General features: G+C 70.8%; 15 protein-coding genes. 4 read left to right on the top strand and 11 right to left on the bottom strand.

Features of this window, described 5'->3' with window-relative positions; all coding sequences use genetic code 11:
- Positions 1 to 3: 3 nt before the first annotated feature.
- The 3 genes from LPC04_RS10500 to LPC04_RS10490 all read right to left on the bottom strand — a co-directional run bounded on the left by LPC04_RS10500 (position 4) and on the right by LPC04_RS10490 (position 1,929).
- On the bottom strand, positions 4 to 447 hold the full coding sequence (locus tag LPC04_RS10500; protein WP_275682168.1) for an ElaB/YgaM/YqjD family protein: 444 nt from the start codon (positions 445 to 447) through the stop codon (positions 4 to 6).
- 304 nt (positions 448 to 751) lie between these two features.
- Positions 752 to 1,249, bottom strand: a complete 498-nt coding sequence (locus tag LPC04_RS10495; protein WP_275682167.1) for a hypothetical protein — start codon at positions 1,247 to 1,249, stop codon at positions 752 to 754.
- Positions 1,250 to 1,389: 140 nt separating this feature from the next.
- Positions 1,390 to 1,929, bottom strand: a complete 540-nt coding sequence (locus LPC04_RS10490) for a hemerythrin domain-containing protein (protein WP_275682166.1) — start codon at positions 1,927 to 1,929, stop codon at positions 1,390 to 1,392.
- Positions 1,930 to 2,168: 239 nt separating this feature from the next.
- Between LPC04_RS10490 and LPC04_RS10485 the strand changes: the two genes are divergently transcribed.
- Together LPC04_RS10485 and LPC04_RS10480 are read left to right on the top strand one after the other, a co-directional pair.
- A complete protein-coding gene (locus LPC04_RS10485; RefSeq protein ID WP_275682165.1) occupies positions 2,169 to 11,033 on the top strand; it encodes a glycoside hydrolase family 94 protein in 8,865 nt (2,954 codons plus the stop codon).
- Positions 11,034 to 11,070: 37 nt separating this feature from the next.
- A complete protein-coding gene (locus LPC04_RS10480; RefSeq protein ID WP_275682164.1) occupies positions 11,071 to 11,472 on the top strand; it encodes a VOC family protein in 402 nt (133 codons plus the stop codon).
- A gap of 50 nt (positions 11,473 to 11,522) precedes the next feature.
- Here the strand turns inward: LPC04_RS10480 and LPC04_RS10475 are convergent, their stop codons facing one another.
- Positions 11,523 to 11,708 (bottom strand): CsbD family protein, encoded by a 186-nt coding sequence (locus LPC04_RS10475; protein ID WP_275682163.1) that lies wholly within the window; start codon positions 11,706 to 11,708, stop codon positions 11,523 to 11,525.
- A 178-nt stretch (positions 11,709 to 11,886) separates the two neighbouring features.
- On the opposite strand from LPC04_RS10475, the gene LPC04_RS10470 reads away from it, so the two are divergent.
- Positions 11,887 to 13,893, top strand: coding sequence for a S9 family peptidase (locus LPC04_RS10470; RefSeq protein WP_275682162.1), 2,007 nt, complete (start codon positions 11,887 to 11,889; stop codon positions 13,891 to 13,893).
- A 268-nt stretch (positions 13,894 to 14,161) separates the two neighbouring features.
- Here the strand turns inward: LPC04_RS10470 and LPC04_RS10465 are convergent, their stop codons facing one another.
- Both LPC04_RS10465 and LPC04_RS10460 read right to left on the bottom strand, forming a co-directional pair.
- Complete coding sequence (locus LPC04_RS10465; protein WP_275682161.1) at positions 14,162 to 14,683, bottom strand: hypothetical protein; 522 nt, start codon at positions 14,681 to 14,683, stop codon at positions 14,162 to 14,164.
- A gap of 149 nt (positions 14,684 to 14,832) precedes the next feature.
- A complete protein-coding gene (locus LPC04_RS10460) occupies positions 14,833 to 15,024 on the bottom strand; it encodes a hypothetical protein (protein ID WP_275682160.1) in 192 nt (63 codons plus the stop codon).
- Positions 15,025 to 15,170: 146 nt separating this feature from the next.
- Between LPC04_RS10460 and LPC04_RS10455 the strand changes: the two genes are divergently transcribed.
- Positions 15,171 to 16,550 carry a zinc-binding metallopeptidase family protein gene (locus LPC04_RS10455; RefSeq protein ID WP_275682159.1) on the top strand — a complete coding sequence of 460 codons (1,380 nt, stop codon included), beginning with the start codon at positions 15,171 to 15,173 and terminating at the stop codon, positions 16,548 to 16,550.
- Here the strand turns inward: LPC04_RS10455 and LPC04_RS10450 are convergent.
- From LPC04_RS10450 to LPC04_RS10430, 5 genes are all read right to left on the bottom strand, one after another.
- On the bottom strand, positions 16,540 to 16,866 hold the full coding sequence (locus LPC04_RS10450) for a plasmid stabilization protein (protein WP_275682158.1): 327 nt from the start codon (positions 16,864 to 16,866) through the stop codon (positions 16,540 to 16,542). The two genes, LPC04_RS10455 and LPC04_RS10450, sit on opposite strands and share 11 nt — an antisense overlap.
- 82 nt (positions 16,867 to 16,948) lie before the next feature.
- On the bottom strand, positions 16,949 to 18,205 hold the full coding sequence (locus LPC04_RS10445; protein WP_275682157.1) for a hybrid sensor histidine kinase/response regulator: 1,257 nt from the start codon (positions 18,203 to 18,205) through the stop codon (positions 16,949 to 16,951).
- A gap of 270 nt (positions 18,206 to 18,475) precedes the next feature.
- Positions 18,476 to 19,939: an RNA polymerase factor sigma-54 gene (rpoN, locus tag LPC04_RS10440; protein WP_275682156.1), complete on the bottom strand. Its 1,464-nt coding sequence runs from the start codon at positions 19,937 to 19,939 to the stop codon at positions 18,476 to 18,478.
- Between the two features lie 299 nt (positions 19,940 to 20,238).
- Positions 20,239 to 20,523 (bottom strand): hypothetical protein, encoded by a 285-nt coding sequence (locus LPC04_RS10435; RefSeq protein ID WP_275682155.1) that lies wholly within the window; start codon positions 20,521 to 20,523, stop codon positions 20,239 to 20,241.
- Positions 20,524 to 20,552: 29 nt separating this feature from the next.
- Positions 20,553 to 21,173, bottom strand: coding sequence for an outer membrane beta-barrel protein (locus tag LPC04_RS10430; protein WP_275682154.1), 621 nt, complete (start codon positions 21,171 to 21,173; stop codon positions 20,553 to 20,555).
- Positions 21,174 to 21,342 lie beyond the last annotated feature (169 nt).

Genomic DNA, 21,342 nt, shown 5'->3' with positions numbered 1-21,342 from the left:
GGATCAGCGATCGTTGTTGGAGGTGAGCTTGGCGAGGATGACGCCGAGTGCGAGCGCGGTGCCGATCGCGGCCAGCGGATGCTCGCGCACGGCCATGCGCAGGCTCTCCGTCCATTCGTCCTTCAGGTCGGCCGCCTGGTCGGCGCGCTGCTTGAGCGACTCGGCGGCGTCGTTGTAGGTGCCGCGCAGGCGTTCGACGGCCGGGATGGCCTTGTCGGCCAGGCGGTCGACGGCCTCGTGCGCGCCCTGCACCACGCGGCGCATCACGTCGCGCTCGGCGGCGGCGGCCTGGTCGATGGCGGCGTCGGCCTTGTCGGCCGCGACGCCCGCGCCCGTGGTGGGACGCGAGCCCGAGCCGCCGGCCGACGGCGTGGCCGGAGAGGCTGAGCTGGGCGTCGTGGTGCCGGTCTTGGGGAAGCTCGTGTCGGGGGTCGAGGGCGTTGTCATGGAGGGTCTCCGGGTTGACGTCGGACGGGCGTGGCTGCCCGGTTGAGCGCATTCACGGCAACCGGTGTGCCAGTCCGGCAAGGATCCGATGCGACGGCAGGTTAGCCGAAGCCTCATCGGGAAAATACCCCATGGGGCATGCAAAACCACTGCAAGCCGTGCCGAAGTGTCGGGGGCGGCCCGTAGTTCCTGCTGTCGCGTTGGCCAGGCGCAGTTGACCACCGCGCGGACACGGCGTCAAACGGGCGCGCGCCAAAAAAAACGGGCTCCGAGGAGCCCGTCGTCATCGAGGCGGGATCGCGCCTCAGTTGCGGTCGGCCTTCGGCGCGGGCATCGGCTCCGGCGCGGCTTGCGGAGCCGGGGTGGGCTCGGCGACCGGTGCGGGGGCCGCTTCCACCGGCGCGGGCGCCGGCGGCGCGATCGTCGTCGTGGTCGTGGTTTCCTTGGTCACGGCAACGGTCGTGTCCGGGCCGGGGATGGGCGGCGTGGCGTGGTCGCCGATGCTCGGACGGGTGATGCCGTCGACGACGCCCGTCGTCATCAGGTTGTTCTCCATGCCGAGCGGGCCGTCAGGCTGCTTGTCCGTGGGCATCACGGTGTTCTTGGGCTTGGCGAGCTCGATCACGCCCGTCGGCGGCGCGGGGATGACCTGCGTGGCGGTGTCGACCGTCGTGGTCGTCGTCGTCTGGTTGCCGTTGGCGTCGGTGGTCACGGTGTCGGTCGATTGCGCGGTGGCGAAACCGACGGTCGCGAGCAGGGCTGAAGCGGCCAGGGCGGTGATGGACTTGTGCATCGGGGACATGGAGGACTCCTAGTTCGTTGGGACGCCAGGCGGCGTCTGGTTCGGATGCCACGAGTCGTCTCGCGATTCGCGGCTGGCGGGAGTGAATAGGCAACGGCTATGCCCACGCGTCGTAGGACGGCACCCCGTTGGCACCTCGGTCAATGCGCCGCCGCACGCTCCCGGGCGCGCCTGTCCTCCACGGTGAAGACGTCGTCGTCCTGCGCGGCGAGACGGGCGTCGAGCCGCTGTCGCAGCGCGTCCATGTCCAGGCAGGACTCGCGCAGGCGCGGGAACAGCTCCACCTGCTCATGGCGGGCGTGGCGCTCCACGCATTCGGTCAGGGCCAGCACCAGCGCCTCGTAGCGCGGCTCGCCCGGCTCGGCGTTCTGCAGCTGGCGGATGATCTGGCGCGCGGTCGCATGTTCGAGCTCAGCGAGATCGACCAGTCGCGACGCCTCGAGCGCGGCGCGCGCGGCCGGGAAGAACAGTTCTTCCTCCAGCGCCGCCATGCGGTGGATCGCGCGGCACAAGGCTTCGGCGAGGCCCTGCATCGCCGGGTCGGCGGAGACGTGGCGCGCGACGCGCCGGCATTCGTCGGCCAGGGCGCGGGTCTGTTCGTGGCCCTGCGACAGCATGTCGAGCGCATCGGCGCAAGGGCTGTCGCATGGCGAGGCGGAGGTGGCGGCGGCAGTGGACATGGCGGTGGAGCTCGCATGCGGAGCCGGTTGGAGAGGTGGATTCGGGACGCTCGCGCATCCCGCGCTTGCCCATGACAAGGCAAGGGGTGTGCCAGCGCGCTTGCCGCAACGTTTACCCTGCTTCTGCCCACGCCCGCCGCGCCTGTCGAGCGCTCCCCCCGAACCGTCGCCCACGGTCGGGCTCACCATTTGCTGCACGCGCATCCACGGTCCGCTCCGGACCCCAAGGACACAAGCCAATGACGGGATCCGATCGCTCCATCCGCACCCTGCTCGCACACGCCACCGAATGGGCCCACGAGCACCTGTGGAACACCGGAGCCGGAAACGAGCACGAGGAAGAGGAGCCGCTGCGCGCCGCATTGTTCAGCAGCGACCAGATGGTGGCGCACGGCAAGCTGCTGGCCGGTCGCCACCGCCTCGCGCAGAGCCATCGCCCCGACCGCCTGCTGGCCCGCCTCGCCGCCAACGAGCGGGTGCTGGAGAACGTCGCGCGGCAGCTGCGCCAAGCGGTCGCGAAGGACCGGCCGGTCACGCCCGCGTCCGAATGGCTGCTGGACAACATGTACCTGATCGACGAGGAGATCCGCACGGCGCGGCGTCACCTCCCGCACGGCTACAGCCAGGAGCTGCCGCGGCTGGCCGAGGCCTCGCCCACCACCGACGGCACGACGCCGCGCGTCTACGACCTCGCGCTGGAGGCCATCGCCCACGCCGACGGCCGCCTGAGCCGCGGCACGCTGAGCCGCTTCGTCGCGGCCTACCAGTCGGGCCAGCCGCTCAAGCTGGGCGAGCTGTGGGCGTTCCCGATCATGCTGCGCCTGGCGCTGATCGAGAACCTGCGCCGCGTGGCGGTGCGCGTGGCCGCGGCGCTCGACGAGCGCGACCTCGCCGAGACCTGGGCCTCGCGCATGCTGCAGGCCGCCGAGGAGCGACCGAGCGACCTGATCCTGGTCATCGCCGACATGGCGCGCTCCAACCCGAACATGACCAGCGCCTTCGTCGCCGAGTTCGCGCGCCGCCTGCAGGGCCAGGGCGCGGCGCTCGCGCTGCCGCTTACGTGGATGGAGCAGCGCCTGTCGGACGCCAACGAGACCATCGAGCACCTGGTGCACCTGGAGAGCCAGAAGCAGGCGGCCAGCCAGGTGTCCGTGTCCAACAGCATCGGCAGCCTGCGCCTGCTGGGCGCGACGCACTGGCCGGAGTTCGTCGAGACCCTCAGCAGCGTCGAGCAGATCCTGCGCGGCGACCCGCTGGGCGTCTACGGCCGCATGGACTTCAGCACGCGCGACACCTACCGCCACGCCGTCGAGAGCGTGGCGCGCGCGTCCGCCGGCGACGAGCCCGCGGTGGCACGCAAGGCCATCGAGCTCGCGACCGCCGCGGGCGAGCGCCTGGGCAGCACCGCGCGCGAGCTGGGCGAGGACGACCGCGAGGCCCACGTCGGCTATTGGCTGATCGGCAACGGCCGCCCTGCCCTCGAGGCGGCGATGAACGCGCGCCGCACCGGCTTCCTCAACCGCGCGGGGCACTCGCCGCTGCCGGCCTACATCGGCGGCATCTTCATGTTCGCGATGCTGATGTCGCTGGGGCCGATCCGGCAGGCGGCGCACGAGCTCGACCTGCAGGTGTGGTCGCCCAAGGGACTCGTCCTGCTGCTGCTGCTGATGCTGGCCACGAGCCAGCTCGCGCTGTCGCTGGTCAACTGGATCGTCACGCTGAGCGTCACGCCCGAGGCCCTGCCGCGCCTGGACTACACGCTGGGCATCGACCCGCGCTCGCGCACGCTGGTCGCGGTGCCCACGCTGCTGGGCAAGCATGCGGACGTCGACACGCTGGTCGACGCGCTTGAGGTGCGCTTCCTCGCCAACCGCGACCCGCACCTGCAGTTCGCGCTGCTGACCGACCTGCGCGATGCCGTGCAGGAGACCATGCCCGAGGACGACGACCTCGTCGACTACGCGGCGATCCGGATCGAGGCCTTGAACAAGCGCTACGCCGAGCCGGATGGCAACCAGCAGAATCCGTCGCCCTTCCTGCTGCTGCATCGCCCGCGCCGGTGGAACGCGGTCGAGAACGTGTGGATGGGATGGGAGCGCAAGCGCGGCAAGCTGGCCGACCTCAACGCGCTGCTGCGCGGCCGGCCCGATGCCGAGAAGGCGTTCGCGCGCATCGTCGGCGACACGCTGTCGCTGCAGGACGTGCGCTACGTCATCACGCTGGACTCCGACACGCAGCTGCCGCGCGAGTCGGCCAGCGAGATGGTCTCGGCGATGGCCCATCCGCTCAATCGCCCGCGCTTCGGCAGCGGCGTCAAGAAGGACGTGGTCGTCGAGGGCTACGGCATCCTGCAGCCGCGCGTCGGCCTGAACCTGCCCAGCGTGGGACGCTCGGGCTATGCGCGCATGTTCGGCGGCGAGCCTGGCATCGATCCGTACACGCGCGCCGTGTCGGACGTCTACCAGGACCTGCTGGGCGAAGGCTCGTTCGTCGGCAAGGGCATCTACGACGTCGACGCCTTCGAGCGCGCGACGCACGACAGCATGCCCGAGAACCGCATCCTCAGCCACGACCTGATCGAGGGCTGCTACGCGCGCTCGGGGCTGCTGTCCGACGTGCAGCTGCTGGAGGACACGCCTTCGCGCTACAGCGCCGACATGGCGCGCCGCCACCGCTGGGTGCGCGGCGACTGGCAGCTGATCGGCTGGCTGCGCCGCCGCCTGCATTCGCTGCCTGGCGCGCCGCGCAATCCGCTGTCGACGCTGTCGAAGTGGAAGCTGTTCGACAACCTGCGGCGCAGCCTCGTGCCCACGGCGCTGATCGCGCTGGCCGTGCTGGGCTGGGCCCGGCTGCCCGAGCCGTTCATGTGGACGCTGCGCATCATCGTCATCGTCGGCATCGTGCCGTTCGCCGCGCACGTGATGGGGCTGGCGCGAGCGCCGATCAACTGGGTCAACTCGACGCCCTCGCCGCGCCGCCTGCTGCCGATCGCGCTGCAGCTGGTGCAGCTCGTGCACACGCTCGCCTGCCTGCCCACCGAGGCCGTCGCCACGCTGGACGCCATCGGCCGCACGATCTGGCGCATGGTGCGCGGACGCCGCCTGCTCGAATGGACGGCGTCGGCCGACATCCGCCTGGGCCACGCGCCCGGCACGATGGACGCGCTGCGCGACAACATCCGCGCGCTGTGGGCCGGCCCGACCGCCGCGATCCTGATCTCCGCGCTGCTGGCCGACGTGCGCCCGTGGGCCATCGCCGCGGCCGCCCCGCTGCTGCTGCTGTGGTTCTTCTCGCCGCTGATCGTGTGGCTGGCGGATCGTCCGCTGGCGCAGCCGCGCAGCGAACTCAACGCCGCGCAACGCAAGTTCCTGCGCCTGGTCGCGCGCCGCACCTGGGCCTTCTTCGAGACCTTCGTCGGCTCCGAGGACAACCACCTGCCGCCGGACAACGTGCAGCTGCACCCGGTCGCGCGCGTCGCGCACCGCACCTCGCCGACCAACATCGGCTTCTCGCTGCTGGCCAACCTCACGGCGCGCGACTCCGGCTTCATCACGCTGGACCAGATGCTCACGCGCATTGCCGCCACCGTCACGACGCTGGAGCGCATGGAGCGCCATCGCGGCCACTTCTACAACTGGTACGACACGCAGTCTCTGCTGCCGCTGGCGCCGCGCTACATCTCCACCGTCGACTCGGGCAACCTCGTCGCGCAGCTGATGACGCTGCGCATGGCCCTGCTCGCGCTGCCGTCGGAGCCGCCGTTCTCGCCGCTGTGGTGCCAGGGCGTGTCCGACGTCGTCGCCCTCATCCGCGAGAGCCTGCCCGCCGGCGCGCATCTGCCCGCGCTGGATCGCGCCGACAAGCTCGTGGCCGCGGCCTGCGCCGACATGCCGACCTCGGCGCCGAAGCTGCAGGCCGTCCTGGACTCGTTCGAGGGCGCGGCGCGCGAGGTGCTGGCCGCGGTCGAGGCCGCGCTGTCCGGCGAGGCGCGCGGCGCCGATGCCGACGAGGACACCGGCGAGGCCTTGCGCTGGGCGCGCTCGCTGGTCGCGCAATGCGAGGCCGGCCGTGACGAGCTCGCCGCGCTGGGCGGCCTCGCGCTGCCACTGGCGCCCGATGCCTCGCCCGCGGCGCTCGGCGCCGCCGCGCAGGCACCGTTGCCGACGCTGGGCGTGCTCGCATCGCTGGGCATCGGCAACGCGCGCATCACCCTCGACCGCATCGAGGAGCTCGCGCGCCGCGTCGACGCGCTGAGCGAGCAGGAGCAGTCCTTCCTGTACGACGACCGCCGCCACCTGATGGCGATCGGTTTCAACGTCGACGAGCGCGCGCTCGACGCCGGCCACTACGACCTGCTGGCCTCCGAGGCGCGGCTGGGCATCTTCACGGCGATCGCGCGCGGCCAGCTGCCGCAGGAGAGCTGGTTCTCGCTGGGCCGCCTGCTGACGGCGCACGACGGCAATCCGGTGCTGATGTCGTGGAGCGGCTCGATGTTCGAGTACCTGATGCCGCCGCTGATCATGCCCAACTTCGAGCAGACGCTGCTCGACGAGACCTGCCGCGCCGCCGTGCGCCGCCAGATCGACTACGGCCGCGAACGCGGCGTGCCCTGGGGGATCTCGGAGTCCGGCTACAACGCCACCGACACCGCGCTCAACTACCAGTACCGCGCGTTCGGCGTGCCGGGGCTGGGCCTCAAGCGCGGTCTGGGCGACGAGCTCGTGATCGCGCCGTACGCGACCGCGATGGCGACGATCGTCGAGCCCGTGGCCGCGTGTTCGAACCTGCAGCGCCTGGCGTCGCTGGGCGCAGCCGGCGAGTACGGCTTCTACGAGGCGGTCGACTACACGCCCATGCGCGTGCCGCGCGGCCAGACCAAGGCCGTCGTGCGCTCGTTCATGGCGCACCACCAGGGCATGAGCCTGCTGGCCATCGAGCAGGCGCTGGGCCACTCGCGCATGCAGCAGCACTTCGCGTCCGACCGCAGCGTGCAGGCCACGCTGATGCTGCTGCACGAACGCGTGCCCAAGGACGTGATGCCCATCGTCGCCGAAGCCACGATGGAGCCGTCGGCGCCGCGCTCGGTGTCGGCCACCACCGAGACGCCGCTGCGCCTGTTCACCGACGCGCAGACCCCCACGCCCGAAGTGCAGCTGCTGTCCAACGGCAGCTACCACGTGATGGTCACGCAGGCCGGCGGCGGCTACAGCCGCTACAAGGACATGGCCGTCACGCGCTGGCGCGAGGACACGACCCGCGACGAATGGGGCAGCTACGCCTACCTGCGCGACGTCGACTCCGGCGAATACTGGTCGACCTCCTTCCAGCCGACCGGCCGCAAGGCGACCGACTACCAGGCCATCTTCACCGAAGGCCGCGCCGAATTCCGCCGCCGCGACGCCGGCATCGACACGCACACCGAGATCGCCGTGTCGCCCGAGGACGCCATCGAGCTGCGCCGCATCCGCATCAAGAACACGACGCGGCGCGTGCGCACGATCGAGGTCACCAGCTACTGCGAGGTGGTGCTGATGACGCCCGCGGCCGACGTGCAGCATCCGGCCTTCGGCAAGCTGTTCGTGCAGACCGAGCTGGTCGACGGCCTGCCCGCCCTGCTGGCCAACCGGCGGCCGCGCGCGGAGAAGGATCCGTCGCCGTGGATGTTCCACCTGATGGCCGTGCACGCGCCGCGCGGTTCCGAGGTATCGGCCGTGACGCACGAGACCGACCGCGCCCGCTTCATCGGCCGCGGCGGCAGCCTGCGCGCGCCGGCCGCGATGTTCGGCGGCGAGGCGCTGTCGAACTCGCAGGGCTCGGTGCTGGACCCGGTGGCGTCGAGCCGTTGCGCCATCACGCTGCAGCCCGACCAGACGGTCATCGTCGACCTGGTCATCGGCGTCGGCGACCAGCGCGCCGACTGCCTGGCGCTGATCGAGAAGTACCGCGACCGGCGCCTGGCCGAACGCGTGTTCGAGCTCGCGTGGACGCACAGCCAGGTGCTGCTGCGCCAGCTCAACGCCAGCGAGGGCGACGCGCAGATGTATGCGCGCCTGGCCGGCGCGGTGCTGTTCAGCCAGGCCGCGCTGCGGGCCGATCCGGGCATCATCCGCCAGAACCGGCGCGGCCAGTCGGGCCTGTGGGGCTATGCGATCTCGGGCGACCTGCCCATCGTGCTGGTGCAGATCTCCGACGTCGCCAACCTCGAGCTCGTGCGCCAGCTCGTGATGGCGCACGCGTGGTGGCGCCTGAAGGGGCTGGCCGTCGACCTCGTCATCTGGAACGAGGAGCGCGACGTCTATCGCCAGCGCCTGCACGAGCAGGTCATGGGGCTGATCGCCGCGGGGGTCGAGGCGCATGTCGTCGACAGGCCGGGCGGCATCTTCGTGCGCCACGCCGACCAGATCCCGCAGGAAGACCGCATCCTGCTGCTGTCGGTCGCGCGCGCCGTGCTGAGCGACCGCCAGGGCTCGCTGGCCGAACAGCTGGCCCGACGCCTGCGCACCGAGCGCCGCACCGCGCCCAAGAGCCAGCTGCGCCAGAGCCCGGGCCCGGAACGCCGTCTCGCGCCGTTCGTGCCGACGCGCAGCGTGCGTCCGGAGACCTCGCCGCCGCAGCAGCGCGTGCCCACCGGCGACCTCGCGCTGTTCAACGGCTACGGCGGCTACGCCAAGGACGGCCGCGAGTACGTCGTCGCGCCGCCCGCGGGCGTGCGCACGCCCGCGCCCTGGGCCAACGTGATCGCCAATCCGGACTTCGGCACGGTGATCTCGGAGTCCGGCGCGGCCTACACGTGGGCCGAGAATGCGCACGAGTGGCGCCTCACGCCGTGGCACAACGACCCGGTCTCCGATCCCAGCGGCGAGAACTTCTACCTGCGCGACGAGGAGACCGGCGTCGCCTGGATGCCCAGCGGCGTCGCGCTCAACCCCGACGGCACGCCGGGCCGCGCGGCCGTCGCGCGCCACGGCTTCGGCTACAGCACCTTCGAGCAGAACGCGCAGGGCATCCGCAGCGAGCTGAAGGTCTTCTGCGCGATCGATGCGCCGATCAAGTTCTCGATGCTGACGATCCGCAACGACTCCGGCCGCGCGCGCCGCATCAGCGTGACGGGCTACGTCGAATGGGTGCTGGGCAGCCTGCGCCCGGCGACCGCGCCGCACATCGTCACCGACCACGTCGACGACGGCCCGGCCTTCGCGCGCAATCCGTACAGCGGCGATCACGCCGACTACATGGGCTTCTTCGACGTCGACCCCGAGCACCAGCTCGCCGGCTCGATGACCTGCGACCGCACCGAGTTCGTCGGCCGCAACGGCAACCTGATCGAGCCGATGGCGCTGCGCCGCGCCGGCCTGTCGGGCCGCACCGGCGCCGCGCTCGATCCGTGCGCCGCGTTCCAGGTGCCGATCGACCTGGCCGAGGGCGAGTCGCGCACCGTCGTGTTCCGCCTGGGCATGGGCAAGAACCACGGCGACTCCGAGCGCATCGCGCTGAAGTACCGCACCGACCCGGTCGCGCAGGCGGAGTTCGAGCGCGTCGTCGCCCACTGGACGAAGACGCTGGGCGCCGTGCAGGTGCGCACGCCCGACGCCGCGCTCAACGCGCTGGCCAACGGCTGGCTCGTCTACCAGACGATCGCGTGCCGCCTGTGGGCGCGCAGCGGCTACTACCAGTCCGGCGGCGCCTTCGGCTTCCGCGACCAGCTGCAGGACGCGATGGCGCTGGTCCACGCGCGGCCCGAGCTGCTGCGCAAGCAGCTGCTGCTCGCCGCGAGCCGCCAGTTCGAGGAAGGCGACGTGCAGCACTGGTGGCATCCGCCGCAGGGCCGCGGCGTCCGCACGCACATCAGCGACGACTACCTGTGGCTGCCGCTGGGCCTGTGCCGCTACGTCGAGGCCACCGGCGACGTCGGGGTGCTGGACGAGCAGGTCACCTTCATCGAGGGCCGCCCGCTGCCCGACGATGCCGAGTCCTACTTCGACCTGCCCAACGTGTCGCACAAGACGGCCTCGCTCTACGACCACGCGGCGCTGGCGGTCAAGCACGGCCTGCGGCTGGGCTCGCACGGCCTGCCGCTGATCGGCGCCGGCGACTGGAACGACGGCATGAACCTGATCGGCGAGCACGGCAAGGGCGAGAGCGTGTGGATGGCGTTCTTCGTCTGCGAGGTGCTGCGCGAGTTCGCCAGGCTCGCGCGCATCCACCAGGACGACGCCTTCGCGCAGATGTGCGGCGAGGCGCGCGACAAGCTGTCCGTCTCCATCGAGGCCAATGCCTGGGACGGCGACTGGTACCGCCGCGCCTACTTCGACGACGGCACGCCGCTGGGCACCGCGAGCGGCGTCGAGTGCCAGATCGACTCGATCGCGCAGAGCTGGTCGGTGCTCTCCGGCATCGCGCCGCGCGACAAGGCGAAGAAGGCGCTCGACTCGCTGGCCGCGCGGCTGGTCAATCCGCAGCAGCGCATCGTCAAGCTGCTCGACCCGCCGTTCAACGGCAAGGGCCCGAATCCCGGATACATCAGCGGGTATGTGCCCGGCGTGCGGGAGAACGGCGGCCAGTACACGCACGGCGCGATCTGGGCGGCGATGGCCTTCGCGGCCAGCGGCGACGCGCGGCGCTCGTGGGACGTGGTCGACATGATCAACCCGGTCAACCACTCGCGCACGCCGGCGGAGGTGGCCGTCTACAAGGTCGAGCCCTACGTGATGTCGGCCGACGTCTACAGCGTCGCGCCGCACACGGGCCGCGGCGGCTGGAGCTGGTACACCGGTTCCGCGGGCTGGATGTACCGGCTGCTGGTCGAGGCGGTGCTGGGCCTGCGGCTGGAGGTGGTCGACGGCCACCCGTCGCTGCTGCTCGATCCGCGCATCCCGCCGCACTGGACGAGCTTCGAGGTCGACTACGTGCACGGGACGACGTTGTTCCGCCTGCAGTTCGACCGCAGCGGCCACGACAAGCAGCCGCAGGTCACGCTCGACGGCCGCGCGCTGGGCTCGAGCCGGCTGCCGCTGGTCGACGACGGACGGCAGCACAGCGTGCAGATCGCGCTGCCGTCGATGACGCCGGTGCCCACGGGCGAGTCCAGCGAGCTGCTTCTGTGAGCGGGCAGAATCCGGAACTCGCTTCCGGATTCCACCCATGCTGCATCACGTGTCCTTTGGCGTCGCCGACCTGCGCCGCTCCGCCGCCTTCTACGACGCCGCGCTCGGCGCGCTCGGCTTCGTGCGTGTCTGGGCCGACTTCGAGGGCGGCGCCAACGACCAGGCCGTCGGCTACGGCCGCGCGGGCGGCGGCGACAAGTTCGCGATCAAGCAGCGCACCGCGACGGCGATCGTTCCGCCGCCCGGCTTCCACATCGCGTTCGCGGCCCCCGACCACGCGGCGATCCACCGCTTCCACGCCGAGGCCCTGGCCCACGGCGGCATCGACAACGGCGCGCCCGGCCCGCGCTCGCACTACGGGCCGAACTACTACGCGGCCTTCGTGATCGACCCCGACGGCTACCACGTCGAAGCCGTGCTGAACGCGCCGGCCGCCTGAAGGAAAAATCCCGGCACGCGGCCGGGATTTCTGCGGAGCAGGAGATCGACTTACGAGCGGTCGATCGCGTTCTTGACCTTTTCCTTGGCATCGCCCAGGCCAGCCTGCGCCTTGCCCTTGGCCTGGTCGACCAGGCCTTCGCCCTGCAGCTTCTGGTTGCCCACCATCTTGCCGGCGGCTTCCTTGATGTCGCCCTTGGCCTCGGTGGCACGGCCTTGCACTTGGTCCTTGTTCATGTCGAACTCCTTCAGGTGTTGCGGATCGATGTGATCCGTTGATCCTGATTCGGCAAGGGCTGTGCCCAGTACGCGGCCGCGGCACGGGCCGCTAGACTCGGGCCTCCCACGCACCGCATCGACGACAGCCGCCGGGCGAACACGCCCCGAGCGCGCGGATTCCAAGGAGGAGAGAGACATGTCGTTCCCGAGCATCGCCGCCCGGATGAGCAACCACGCACGACACCTGGCGCTCGCGCTGGCCGCCCTTTGCGGCACGCTCGCGCACGCCGCGGACGATCCCGCCGATCCCGCGCACTTCTTCGCGTCGCCGCACATGACCGGCGCGTCGATCTCGCCCGACGGCCAGACGGTGGCGATGACGATGGCCGGGCCGGACACCGGCCGCATCCGCCTCGTCGCGATGAATCTCGCCACGAGGAAGCTCACGCTGCTGGCCTCCTACGACGATGCCGACGTCCGCTCGTTCGATTGGGTCAACGACCACCGCCTCGTGTTCGACCTGGCCGACCTGCAGGAGCCGGTCGGCGAGCACCGCTACGCCAACGGGCTCTACGCCGTCAACGCCGACGGCGGCACGTTGCGCCAGCTGGTCGATCGCGACTGGGCGCCCTGGATCCAGCGCGGCGGCGAGAAGCCGCTGCTGCCGTGGTGGACGCATTTCCTGCGGCCCGTCGGCGACGGCAGCGACGACGTCTATATCGTCACGGCCCAGGAAGGCGACCAGACGCACGTCGACTACGTGAAGCTGGAGCGCCTGGAGACCATCCACGGCCGCACCTCGGAGGTCGAGACGCCCGTGCACAGCTTCGAATGGGTCTTCGACAGCCACGGCGCGCTGCGCGTGGTCACCACGTTCAAGGACGACCGCGCGACGGTGCTGGCGCGCGACCCGGCCTCGGACAAGTGGACGCCGCTCGCGGAGTTCGGGCGCTACAACGACGGCAAGGCGCTGCATCCCGAGTTCATCGACGCGGACGACACGCTCTACCTGTCGGCCAACAACGGCGGCGACACCGCGGCGGTCTGGACCTACGACCTCGCCCACCACAGGCTGGCCGACAAGCCTTACCTCGTCTCGCAGCGCTACGACCTGGCCCCGACCTACCTGTCGTCGCAGGGCAAGCTGGCCGGCTTGCGCTACGACGTCGACGCCGAGGTGACGCAGTGGATCGCGCCCGACGTGGAAGCGCTGCAGGCGAAGATCGACAAGCTGCTGCCGTCGACGGTCAACCGGCTGTCGGTGGCCCCGCATGGCGACGGGCATTTCGTCGTGATCACCGCGTACTCCGACCACGTCCCCGGCCTGTACTTCCTGTACAGCGTGCCCGACGGCAAGATGATGACGCTGGGCAACGCGCGCCCCGACATCGATCCGAAGAAGATGGCCGACATGGAGCAGGTGCACTACGCCGCGCGCGACGGCCTCGAGATCCCGGCCTACCTCAGCGTGCCGCGCGGCGCGGAGCGCAGGAACCTGCCGCTCGTGGTGCTGGTGCACGGCGGCCCGTACATGCGCGGCCGCGTGTGGGGCTGGGATCCCGAAGTCCAGTTCCTCGCGGCCCATGGCTACGCCGTGCTGGAGCCCGAGTTCCGCGGCAGCACCGGCTACGGCGCGAAGCTGTTCGCGGCGGGCTGGAAGCAATGGGGACTGGCGATGCAGGACGACCTCGCCGACGGCGTGAAATGGGCCGTGGCGCAAGGGCTGGTCGATCCGAAGCGCGTGTGCATCGCCGGCGCCAGCTACGGCGGCTATGCGGTGCTGATGGGCCTGATCAAGGATCCCAACCTGTACCGCTGTGGCGTCGACTGGGTCGGCGTCACGGACATCGACCTGCTGTTCACCTCACGCTGGAGCGATGCCAGCGACGCATGGAAGAAGTACGGCTTGACCCAGCTTGTCGGCGACCCGGTGGCCGACGCCGCGAAGTTCAAGGCGACGTCGCCGACCGAGAATGCCGCGAAGATCCACGCGCCGGTGCTGCTGGCCTACGGCGAGAAGGACAAGCGCGTGCCGCTGGAGCACGGCGAGCGCTTCCACGACGCGTTGATGAAGCAGCCCGGCGCGAAGGTGGAATGGATCGTCTACGAGGACGAGGGCCACGGCTGGCACTACTACGAGCACACGATCGACTTCTGGAACCGCGTCGCGAAGTTCCTCGACGCCAACATCGGCGCGCATTGAATCCGCATCCCGAAACGACGACGGCGCCCCGGATCGCATCGCTGCGACCCCGAGGCGCCGTGCGGGGACCGCGCGTTCAGTGAAAGAAGAAGTACAGGATGACCAGTACGAAGACCGGAACGCCCAACAGCCAACCGACGAGATACTTGCCCATGATGATGTCTCCTGGAATGTTGCGGCGACGAATCGCCTGATCCGGTCGGCGCTCCTGGCGAGTCGCGTTCCGGGATGAAGAAGGCCGACGCGCCCGCGCCGGCCCGGTGAAGGATCAGCTGCGGATCAGCTGGCCGTTGGCGTCGCGCCACGAGTTCTCGAAGGCGAGCGCGTCGTCGGCGCTGCGCGGACGCACGCCCATCAGGATGCCGCCGTCGCGGATGCCCGATTCGTACTCGGCGATGCGCTCTTCCGGGATGCCCCAGCCGATCAGCGCGCCCACGAGGCCGCCCGCGGCGCCGCCCGCGCCCGCGCCCGCGAGGGCCGCGGCGATGGGGCCGGCGATGACCAGGCCGAGGCCCGGCAGCACGAGGCTGGTGCCGACGGCGGCGACGGCCGCGGCGATTGCGCCGACGGTCCCGCCGATGGCGCCGCCGATGCCCGCGCCCTCGGCGGCCTTGGTACCCAGCTCGGTATTGACGACGGCGTCCGGCGCGAAGTGGCGCTGGCGCGTCTCGTCCGACATGACGAGGTTGACGTCATCGCGGTCGTAGCCGCGCGACGCGACGGAGGAATAGGCGCGCTCGGCGCTGTCACGATCGGGGAACAGGCCGGTGACGAGTCGGGGATCTGCCATGTCGGTCTCCTGCGAAGTTGAAGTGTCTGCCCGGTGCGCGCGAGTGCCGTTTGCATTTGGCAATCACCGACCGGATTCGTTTCAACTTCAGCAAGCGAGAGGCCCGCCCTGCAGGGCATTCGTTCAGCCCTGGCCGCGTTCGGACGCCCTCAGCGGCGGATGCGCTTGCCCGCCGCGATGGCCTTGACCAGCGGCACCGTCATCATCAGCGCCGCCGAGCCAGCGAGCGCCATCGGGATGAACGAATGCGTCCACGCCATCGCGGCGGCGCCGCCGAGGATCGTGGCCTGGCCGGCCAGCCACAGGCGCAGCGGACGGCCGCGGGAAGAAGTGTTGTTCATGTCGAGGTGCCTGGACAGGACGGCGCAACGGCGCCACGAGGGCTCCAGTCTGCGCCGGCCGTTTGCCGGCGATCGCGCGATCAGCCCGCGGTTCACCGGGCAGATCCTATCCTCGCCACGGGCCCGGAGATTGCCTTCGAGTGGGGATGGACACGCCCCTGCCCGCCTACATCCGCCGCCTCGTCCCGACGCTGCTCACGTCGACCCCGACCGCCCGCCGCGCCTTCCGCTGCCGCTGCGGCCGCCCGGTCTTCTTTCGCAACGACGTCTGCCTGGCCTGCGGCACGCCGCTGGGCTACGACCCGGACCTCGTGCTGCTGCGCCCGCTCGCGCCCACGCGCAACCCGGAAGTGTTCCGCGCGATGCGCACGCGCGGCGCCGGCAAGACCGCGCCGCTGACGACCTACCGCCGCTGCATCAACTGGACATCGGCCGCGCCGTGCAACTGGCTGCTGCCCGACAACGACGAGGCGCGGCTCAAGCCCTACTGCCGATCGTGCCGGCTCGACCGCACCGTGCCCGACCCGACCGATCGCGACAACGCCGAGCTGTGGCTCAAGGTCGAGCTCGCCAAGCGCGCGCTGGTCTCGCAGCTGATCGCGATGCGCCTGCCCGTCGAGTCCCGGGTCAGCGAGAACCCCGAGCAAGGGGTGATGTTCGACCTGCTGCGCGCGCCAGAGGGTGCCCCGGCGGTGATGACGGGCCACGACGACGGCCTGATCACGCTGGACATCCAGGAGGCCGACGACGTGCACCGCGAGACGGTGCGCTCGCAGATGCACGAGCCCTATCGCACGCTGATCGGCCATCTGCGCCACGAGATCGGTCACTACTACTGGCAGCGCCTGGTGCGCGGCACCGAGTGGGAAGAGCCCTGCCGCGCGATCTTCGGCGACGACCGCCTGGACTACGGCCTGGCGCTGCAGGACTACTACGCCAGCGGCGCCCCGTTCGACTGGAAGAACCGCCATGTCAGCGCATACGCGTCGGCGCATCCCTACGAGGACTGGGCCGAGACCTGGGCGCACTACCTGCACATGGTCGACTCGCTCGACACCGCGCGCAGCTTCGGCCTCGTCGCGCACCATGACGAGATCCAGTACGACGCCTTCACGCCGCAGGTGCTGCACCCGGACGAGCCGGACGCGAAGCCCTCGGCCGACGACCTCGCCTTCCTGGCGGTGGTCAACGGCTGGATCGAGCTGACCGGCGCACTCAACGAGGTGACCCGCAGCATGGGCGAGCCGGACTTCTACCCGTTCGTGCTGTCGAAGCCGGCCGTGCGCAAGCTGCACTTCATCCACAAGGTCGTGAGGAACGCGGCAGGCGGCTTGGCGCGCGGCGGCTCGCCGACCGGCGCGGGCGGCGTGGCGCTCGGAGACGGATCGTCGACCGGCGCAGGCGGCGGCGCCATCGGCGGCGACTCCGGCGGTGCCGGCGGCGCGGAAGGCGGCAGCCCCGTGTCGGGCGGCACCGGCACGCTGCCGCCGGCGTCGGACGGGGTGGAGTCGCCGCTCATCGCTTGAGCGCCTGTTCGAGCTGCGCCTTGCTCATGCGGGACCGCCCCGCCAGGCCGGCAAGCTTCGCGTCCTCGTAGAGCTGGGCGCGCGTGCGGCCCTGCGCGCCGATGTGCGAGTGCTCCCCGCCGCGCTTCGACGGCGACATGTCGTTCAAGGACGCGGCACTGGCCTCCTCCGCCTCGCCGTGCTGCGCGCGCGTCTTGTTGACGGTGCGCGCGGCGATCTCCTCGGCGAGCTTCTCGCTGCGGCCGCGCGACAGCAGGCTTTGCTTGATGTCCCTGTATTGGCGCTCGCGCTTGGCGCTCCATTGGCCTTGAGGCATGACGTTTCTCCCGGTCGGGTCGGCGCCGCCAGCGGGCGCCCTCGCCTGCAGGCGGCAACGTCCATGCCCAGACGGCAAGAACTCAGGCCACCCGCGTGGACGCGAACCCGCCCGGCACGCGCGCGACCGCGCCGCTGCGCACCGCCTGGGCGGCGTCGAGCGCGTCGCGCACGTCCTGCATCGCGAAAGGCTTGACGAGGTAGCGGTCGAAGCCCGCCTCGGCCGCGCGCGCCCGGTCCTCGGCGCCGCCGCGGCCGGTGACGGCCACCAGCACCACGTCCTGCGTGTTGCCCTGGCCGCGGACGCGCCGCACCGTCTCGACGCCGTCGAGCGAGGGCATGCCGATGTCGACGAACGCGATGTCGGGCGGCGACCCGACGATGGATGCCACCGCCGACAGCCCGTCGTGCACGACCTCCACACGGTGGCCCAGCAGCTCCAGCATCGTGCCGAAGCTGTGCGAGAAATCGATGTTGTCGTCCGCCAGCAGCACCGACAGCGCGGGCTCGCCGGTGGCCGGCTGCGCCGGGCTGGCGCTCGCGGGCGAGGCCTCCGCCGCGGCGCTCGCGTCCACCGGCAGCGTCAGCGTGAAGCGCGCGCGGCGCGCTCCGGGCGGACGCCGGCCGCGCAGGCCGCCGCCGTGCAGCGCCGACAGCTGCAGCGCCAGCGCGACGCCCAGGCCCAGCGCGGCGACATCGACGTCCTCGAGCGGCCTTGGCGACCCGCCGGCGTCTTCGTCGAGGTCGGCGGCGGTCGCGATCGTCAGCGCGAGCGTCTGGCCTTCCCTGCTCGCCGCGATGCGGATCGTGCTGCCGCGCTCGGTGTGTCGCACGATGTCGTCGACGAGATGCCCGACCGCCTGCGCGATGCGCGGGGCGTCGCCGCGCAGGCGCGGCAGCGAGGCGGTGTCGAGCTGCAGCGTCATCTCCTGCGCGCGCAGCGTCGGCTCCAGGCGGTCGGCGAGGCCGCGCAGGACCTCGCCCGGATCGAACGAGGCCCGCTGCAGCGTCGAGTGGTCGCCGGACAGCCGCGCCAGATCGGACAGCTCGTCGGCGATGCGCATCAGGTTGCCGACCTGGCGCTCCATGATGCCGCGCGTGCGCAGCCGGCCGGCGGGGTCGTTGTCGGTCAGGCGCAGCAGCTCGATGCCGTTGGACAGCGGCGCCAGCGGATTGCGCAGGTCGTGTGCGAGGCCGGCCAGGAAGGCATGGCGCTGGCGATGCGCCGCCTCGGCATCGCGGATCGCGCCGTCGCGCTCGGCGCGCACGGCCGCGAGCGCCGACTGGGCGTCGCTCAGCGCGGTCTTCACGCGCAGCAGTTCATCGTCGATCGTGGACATGCGTAACGCCTCCTGGCGAGCCTTGGCGATCGTCTCGACATCCCGGTCGCGCTGATCCCTCAATTCCGCGATGTGGGCCGACGCCGAGCGCAGGCGCGCCGCGAGCAACACGACGAAGGCCGCCAGGGCCACGCAGAGCAGGATGAGGACAGCGATGACGGACTCTCGACGTAACGGCGCCGCCGGCAGCGAATCAGGACGTTCGCTCGCGGGCGACGCGCAGGCCCCGGCTTGACGGCCGGGCCGCGGCGATCAGACAGGGACGGCGACTCAGGACGGCGCGTGGCGGCGGCGCCGCTCGACGGCCTCGATCTTGAGCAACTGGCGATACTTGGTGACGGTGCGGCGCGCCACCTGCAGACCTTGCGTGGCGAGCTGGCGCGCGATCTCGGCATCGGACAGCGGCGCCATCGGTGCCTCGGCCTCGATGATGTCCTTGATCAGGCCGCGGATCGCGGTGCCCGAGCAGGCGCCGCCGCTGGCCGTCGTCATTGCGCGCGAGAAGAAGTACTTCAGCTCGAACACGCCGATCGGCGTGGCCATGTACTTGTTGTTCGTCACGCGCGACACGGTCGACTCGTGCAGGCCCAGCTCGTCGGCGATCTCGCGCAGGCCCAGCGGCTTCATCGCCATCGCGCCGAATTCGAGGAAGTGCTTCTGGCGCGACACGATGGCCTCGGCCACGCTGAGGATGGTCGAGAAGCGCTGCTCCACGTTGCGCATCGTCCACTTGGCTTCCTGCAGGTGAGTCGCCATCTCGGCGTTCTGGACGCCGCGCTTGTGGCGCTGGAACAGCTCCGCGTAGACCTGGTTCAGGCGCACCTTCGGGATGATGGCGGGGTTCAGCTGCACGTTCCACTGGCCGCGCACCTTGCGCACGATGACGTCGGGGATCACGTACTGCAGCTGCGTCGAGCCGAAGCGCCAGCCCGGCCGCGGGTCGAGGCGGCGGATGCGGTCGCAGACGGCCTCGATCTCGGCCGGCGTGCGGCCGAGCGCGCGCGCCATCGTGCTGACGTCCTTGGCCGCGAGGCAGTTCAGGTGCTCGCCGATGATGTGGCGCGCGATCTCGCGGGCGTTCTCGTCCTCGATGGTCGACAGCTGCGCCAGCAGGCATTCGGAGACGCTGCGCGCGGCCACGCCGGCCGGCTCCAGCGCCTGCACGCGCTTCAGGGCGATCTGCATCTCCTCGAGCGTCGCGGCGGGGTCGAGGTCGGCGACTTCGATCATCTCCTGCAGGTCGGTGCGCAGGTAGCCGTCGTCGTCCAGCGATTCGACGATCACCTTGGCCAGCACGAGGTCGCGCAGCGTCAGCGGCAGCACGGCGAGCTGGCCGTGCAGGTGGGCGGCGAGCGAGGTGGGCACGGCCATCATGTCGAGCGCGCTGGTCTCGTCGTCGTCGGCGCGCTTGCCCGACCCGAGGCCGTCGGCCTGCCACATGTCGCGGTCGCCTTCGCCGGGCAGGTCGCCCTCGGGCGCGGCCATGGTCTCGGCGGCGGCCTCCTGGGCCTCGCGCGCTTCCTGCGCCTCGGCGGCCTGTTCGGGCGACAGCCCGTCGTCGCCTTGATCGTCGGGATTGCCGTCCTCTTCCAGGAACGGGTTCTTGCCCAGGGCGTCGTGGACTTGCTGGGCGAATTCGAGCGAGGAGAGCTGCAGCAGCCGGACGGCGTGCTGCAGGCGGGGGGACAGCGTCTGTGTCTGGCGCTGTTCGGTGCGGAAGTCCATCGAACCCATTGGTTCCTCCTGAGCGTAGGGGCCCGCGTCGCCGGCAAGAGTTGCCGGATTCGCGTTCATGCCTCAGTGGATTGCAACGGTCGTGCCAGAATTCTCATCCGAGGGTAAACCCGCCACCCTCCACGTTTGATTGCTCTCAAATGAGGCAATCCCCCACTTTTGTGCAGCCTGATTGAACGCCCAGGCCGTCAATGCTCCATGCATTTGAATAATGCGGGCGGGGCAACCCGGATTCCAACGCCACCGGGCCCCAGAATTGCTGCAAGCCCGGCGCCTCGCCGCGCGCGTCCGCGGCTCGCTCAATGGCGCGGACTCGCGGGTCCGCGATGCGGCGCGACCTGCTCGTTGTAGAGCTTGTCCATCACCGGTCCCTTGTCGGTGTCCGCGCTGCCGTCGGTGGCGTCGTCGTAGGCCTTGCGGCCCACTTCCTGGTGCTGCGGCGTGGCGCTCGCCTGGCTGCTGCTGGACTCGTCCTGCTCGTGCGGCAGCGACGGCTCGTGCGCGCTGTCGCGCGACGTGGTCGTCGAGCCCTTGGGAGTCGCATCGAGCGACGCGGGATGGCGGACGGGATAGACGTGTTTCATGGAAGACCCTTGGTTGTCGTGGCGCGCGTTCAGAAGGTGTAGCCCAGCGCCAGCGTCACGTTCTTGACGTTGGAGCGGCCCTGGCCGGCGAACTTGAAGTCATGCTGCTCCCAGCCGAGCGAGCCGTGCAGGCCGCGCGCCACGTTGACGTCGAGCGCCACGCCGTAGCCCAGGCCGACGCCGGACGCGCGGCCGGTGACCAGGCCCGACTCGGTCGCCGCGGTGACGTGCGTCACGCCGTAGGTCGGACCCACCTTGCCTTCGACGGCGAACGTGTCGCCGAGCGGCACGCGGCCGACGGCGGCGAGGTTGATGCCGCGCGCGATCACGCTGCCGCCGGCGACGTTGGCCTTGCCGAGGTTCATGGCGGAGAGCTCGATGCCGACGTTGTCGGTGATCATGTTGCCGGCCGTCAGGCTGTAGGAGGTCGTGCCGCGCGAGCAGGTCAGCCCGGCCACGTTGCCGCACGAGGTGTTGTACGTGGCCTTGCCGACCGACAGGTCGACGAAGCTCTTGCCCGCCTGCGGTCCCGCGTCCCCGATCTCCTTCGCCAGGCTGGTCTGCGAGGACTGGGCGCAGGCAGCGAACGCGATCCCGAGCGCCGCCGCGGCGACTGCGCCGTGGGTGAGTGCACGAAACTTGGAGGTCATTTGGGGTTCCTCGGATGTCTTGTGAGACTGTGATGACCTGTTTTGGCAACCACCGTGCCGCGACCTTGGCGTGCGTCGTAGGACGACGGCTCGTTGGCGAGCCGCCTCCTCCTACAGCGCCGGCTGGGCATGGGCGTTGCCATGAAGACTGCCCCGCCTGCGGCAGTGC

It is taken from the genome of Scleromatobacter humisilvae, from assembly GCF_023231945.1.
GTDB classification, from domain to species: Bacteria; Pseudomonadota; Gammaproteobacteria; order Burkholderiales; family Burkholderiaceae_C; genus Scleromatobacter; species Scleromatobacter humisilvae.
The sequence above is the reverse complement of the archived record's forward strand: the minus strand, read 5'-3'. Positions and strand labels throughout refer to the sequence as shown.

Bases quoted from the DNA above. Each gene is read 5' to 3' on its own strand.
- LPC04_RS10500 (WP_275682168.1), bottom strand. From the start codon at position 447: ATGACAACGCCCTCGACCCCCGACACGAGCTTCCCCAAGACCGGCACC.
- LPC04_RS10435 (WP_275682155.1), bottom strand. From the start codon at position 20,523: ATGAAACACGTCTATCCCGTCCGCCATCCCGCGTCGCTCGATGCGACT.
- LPC04_RS10490 (WP_275682166.1), bottom strand. From the start codon at position 1,929: ATGTCCACTGCCGCCGCCACCTCCGCCTCGCCATGCGACAGCCCTTGC.
- LPC04_RS10475 (WP_275682163.1), bottom strand. From the start codon at position 11,708: ATGAACAAGGACCAAGTGCAAGGCCGTGCCACCGAGGCCAAGGGCGAC.
- LPC04_RS10495 (WP_275682167.1), bottom strand. From the start codon at position 1,249: ATGTCCCCGATGCACAAGTCCATCACCGCCCTGGCCGCTTCAGCCCTG.
- LPC04_RS10460 (WP_275682160.1), bottom strand. From the start codon at position 15,024: ATGAACAACACTTCTTCCCGCGGCCGTCCGCTGCGCCTGTGGCTGGCC.
- LPC04_RS10465 (WP_275682161.1), bottom strand. From the start codon at position 14,683: ATGGCAGATCCCCGACTCGTCACCGGCCTGTTCCCCGATCGTGACAGC.
- LPC04_RS10470 (WP_275682162.1), top strand. From the start codon at position 11,887: ATGTCGTTCCCGAGCATCGCCGCCCGGATGAGCAACCACGCACGACAC.
- rpoN (WP_275682156.1), bottom strand. From the start codon at position 19,939: ATGGGTTCGATGGACTTCCGCACCGAACAGCGCCAGACACAGACGCTG.
- LPC04_RS10455 (WP_275682159.1), top strand. From the start codon at position 15,171: ATGGACACGCCCCTGCCCGCCTACATCCGCCGCCTCGTCCCGACGCTG.
- LPC04_RS10480 (WP_275682164.1), top strand. From the start codon at position 11,071: ATGCTGCATCACGTGTCCTTTGGCGTCGCCGACCTGCGCCGCTCCGCC.
- LPC04_RS10450 (WP_275682158.1), bottom strand. From the start codon at position 16,866: ATGCCTCAAGGCCAATGGAGCGCCAAGCGCGAGCGCCAATACAGGGAC.
- LPC04_RS10445 (WP_275682157.1), bottom strand. From the start codon at position 18,205: ATGTCCACGATCGACGATGAACTGCTGCGCGTGAAGACCGCGCTGAGC.
- LPC04_RS10430 (WP_275682154.1), bottom strand. From the start codon at position 21,173: ATGACCTCCAAGTTTCGTGCACTCACCCACGGCGCAGTCGCCGCGGCG.
- LPC04_RS10485 (WP_275682165.1), top strand. From the start codon at position 2,169: ATGACGGGATCCGATCGCTCCATCCGCACCCTGCTCGCACACGCCACC.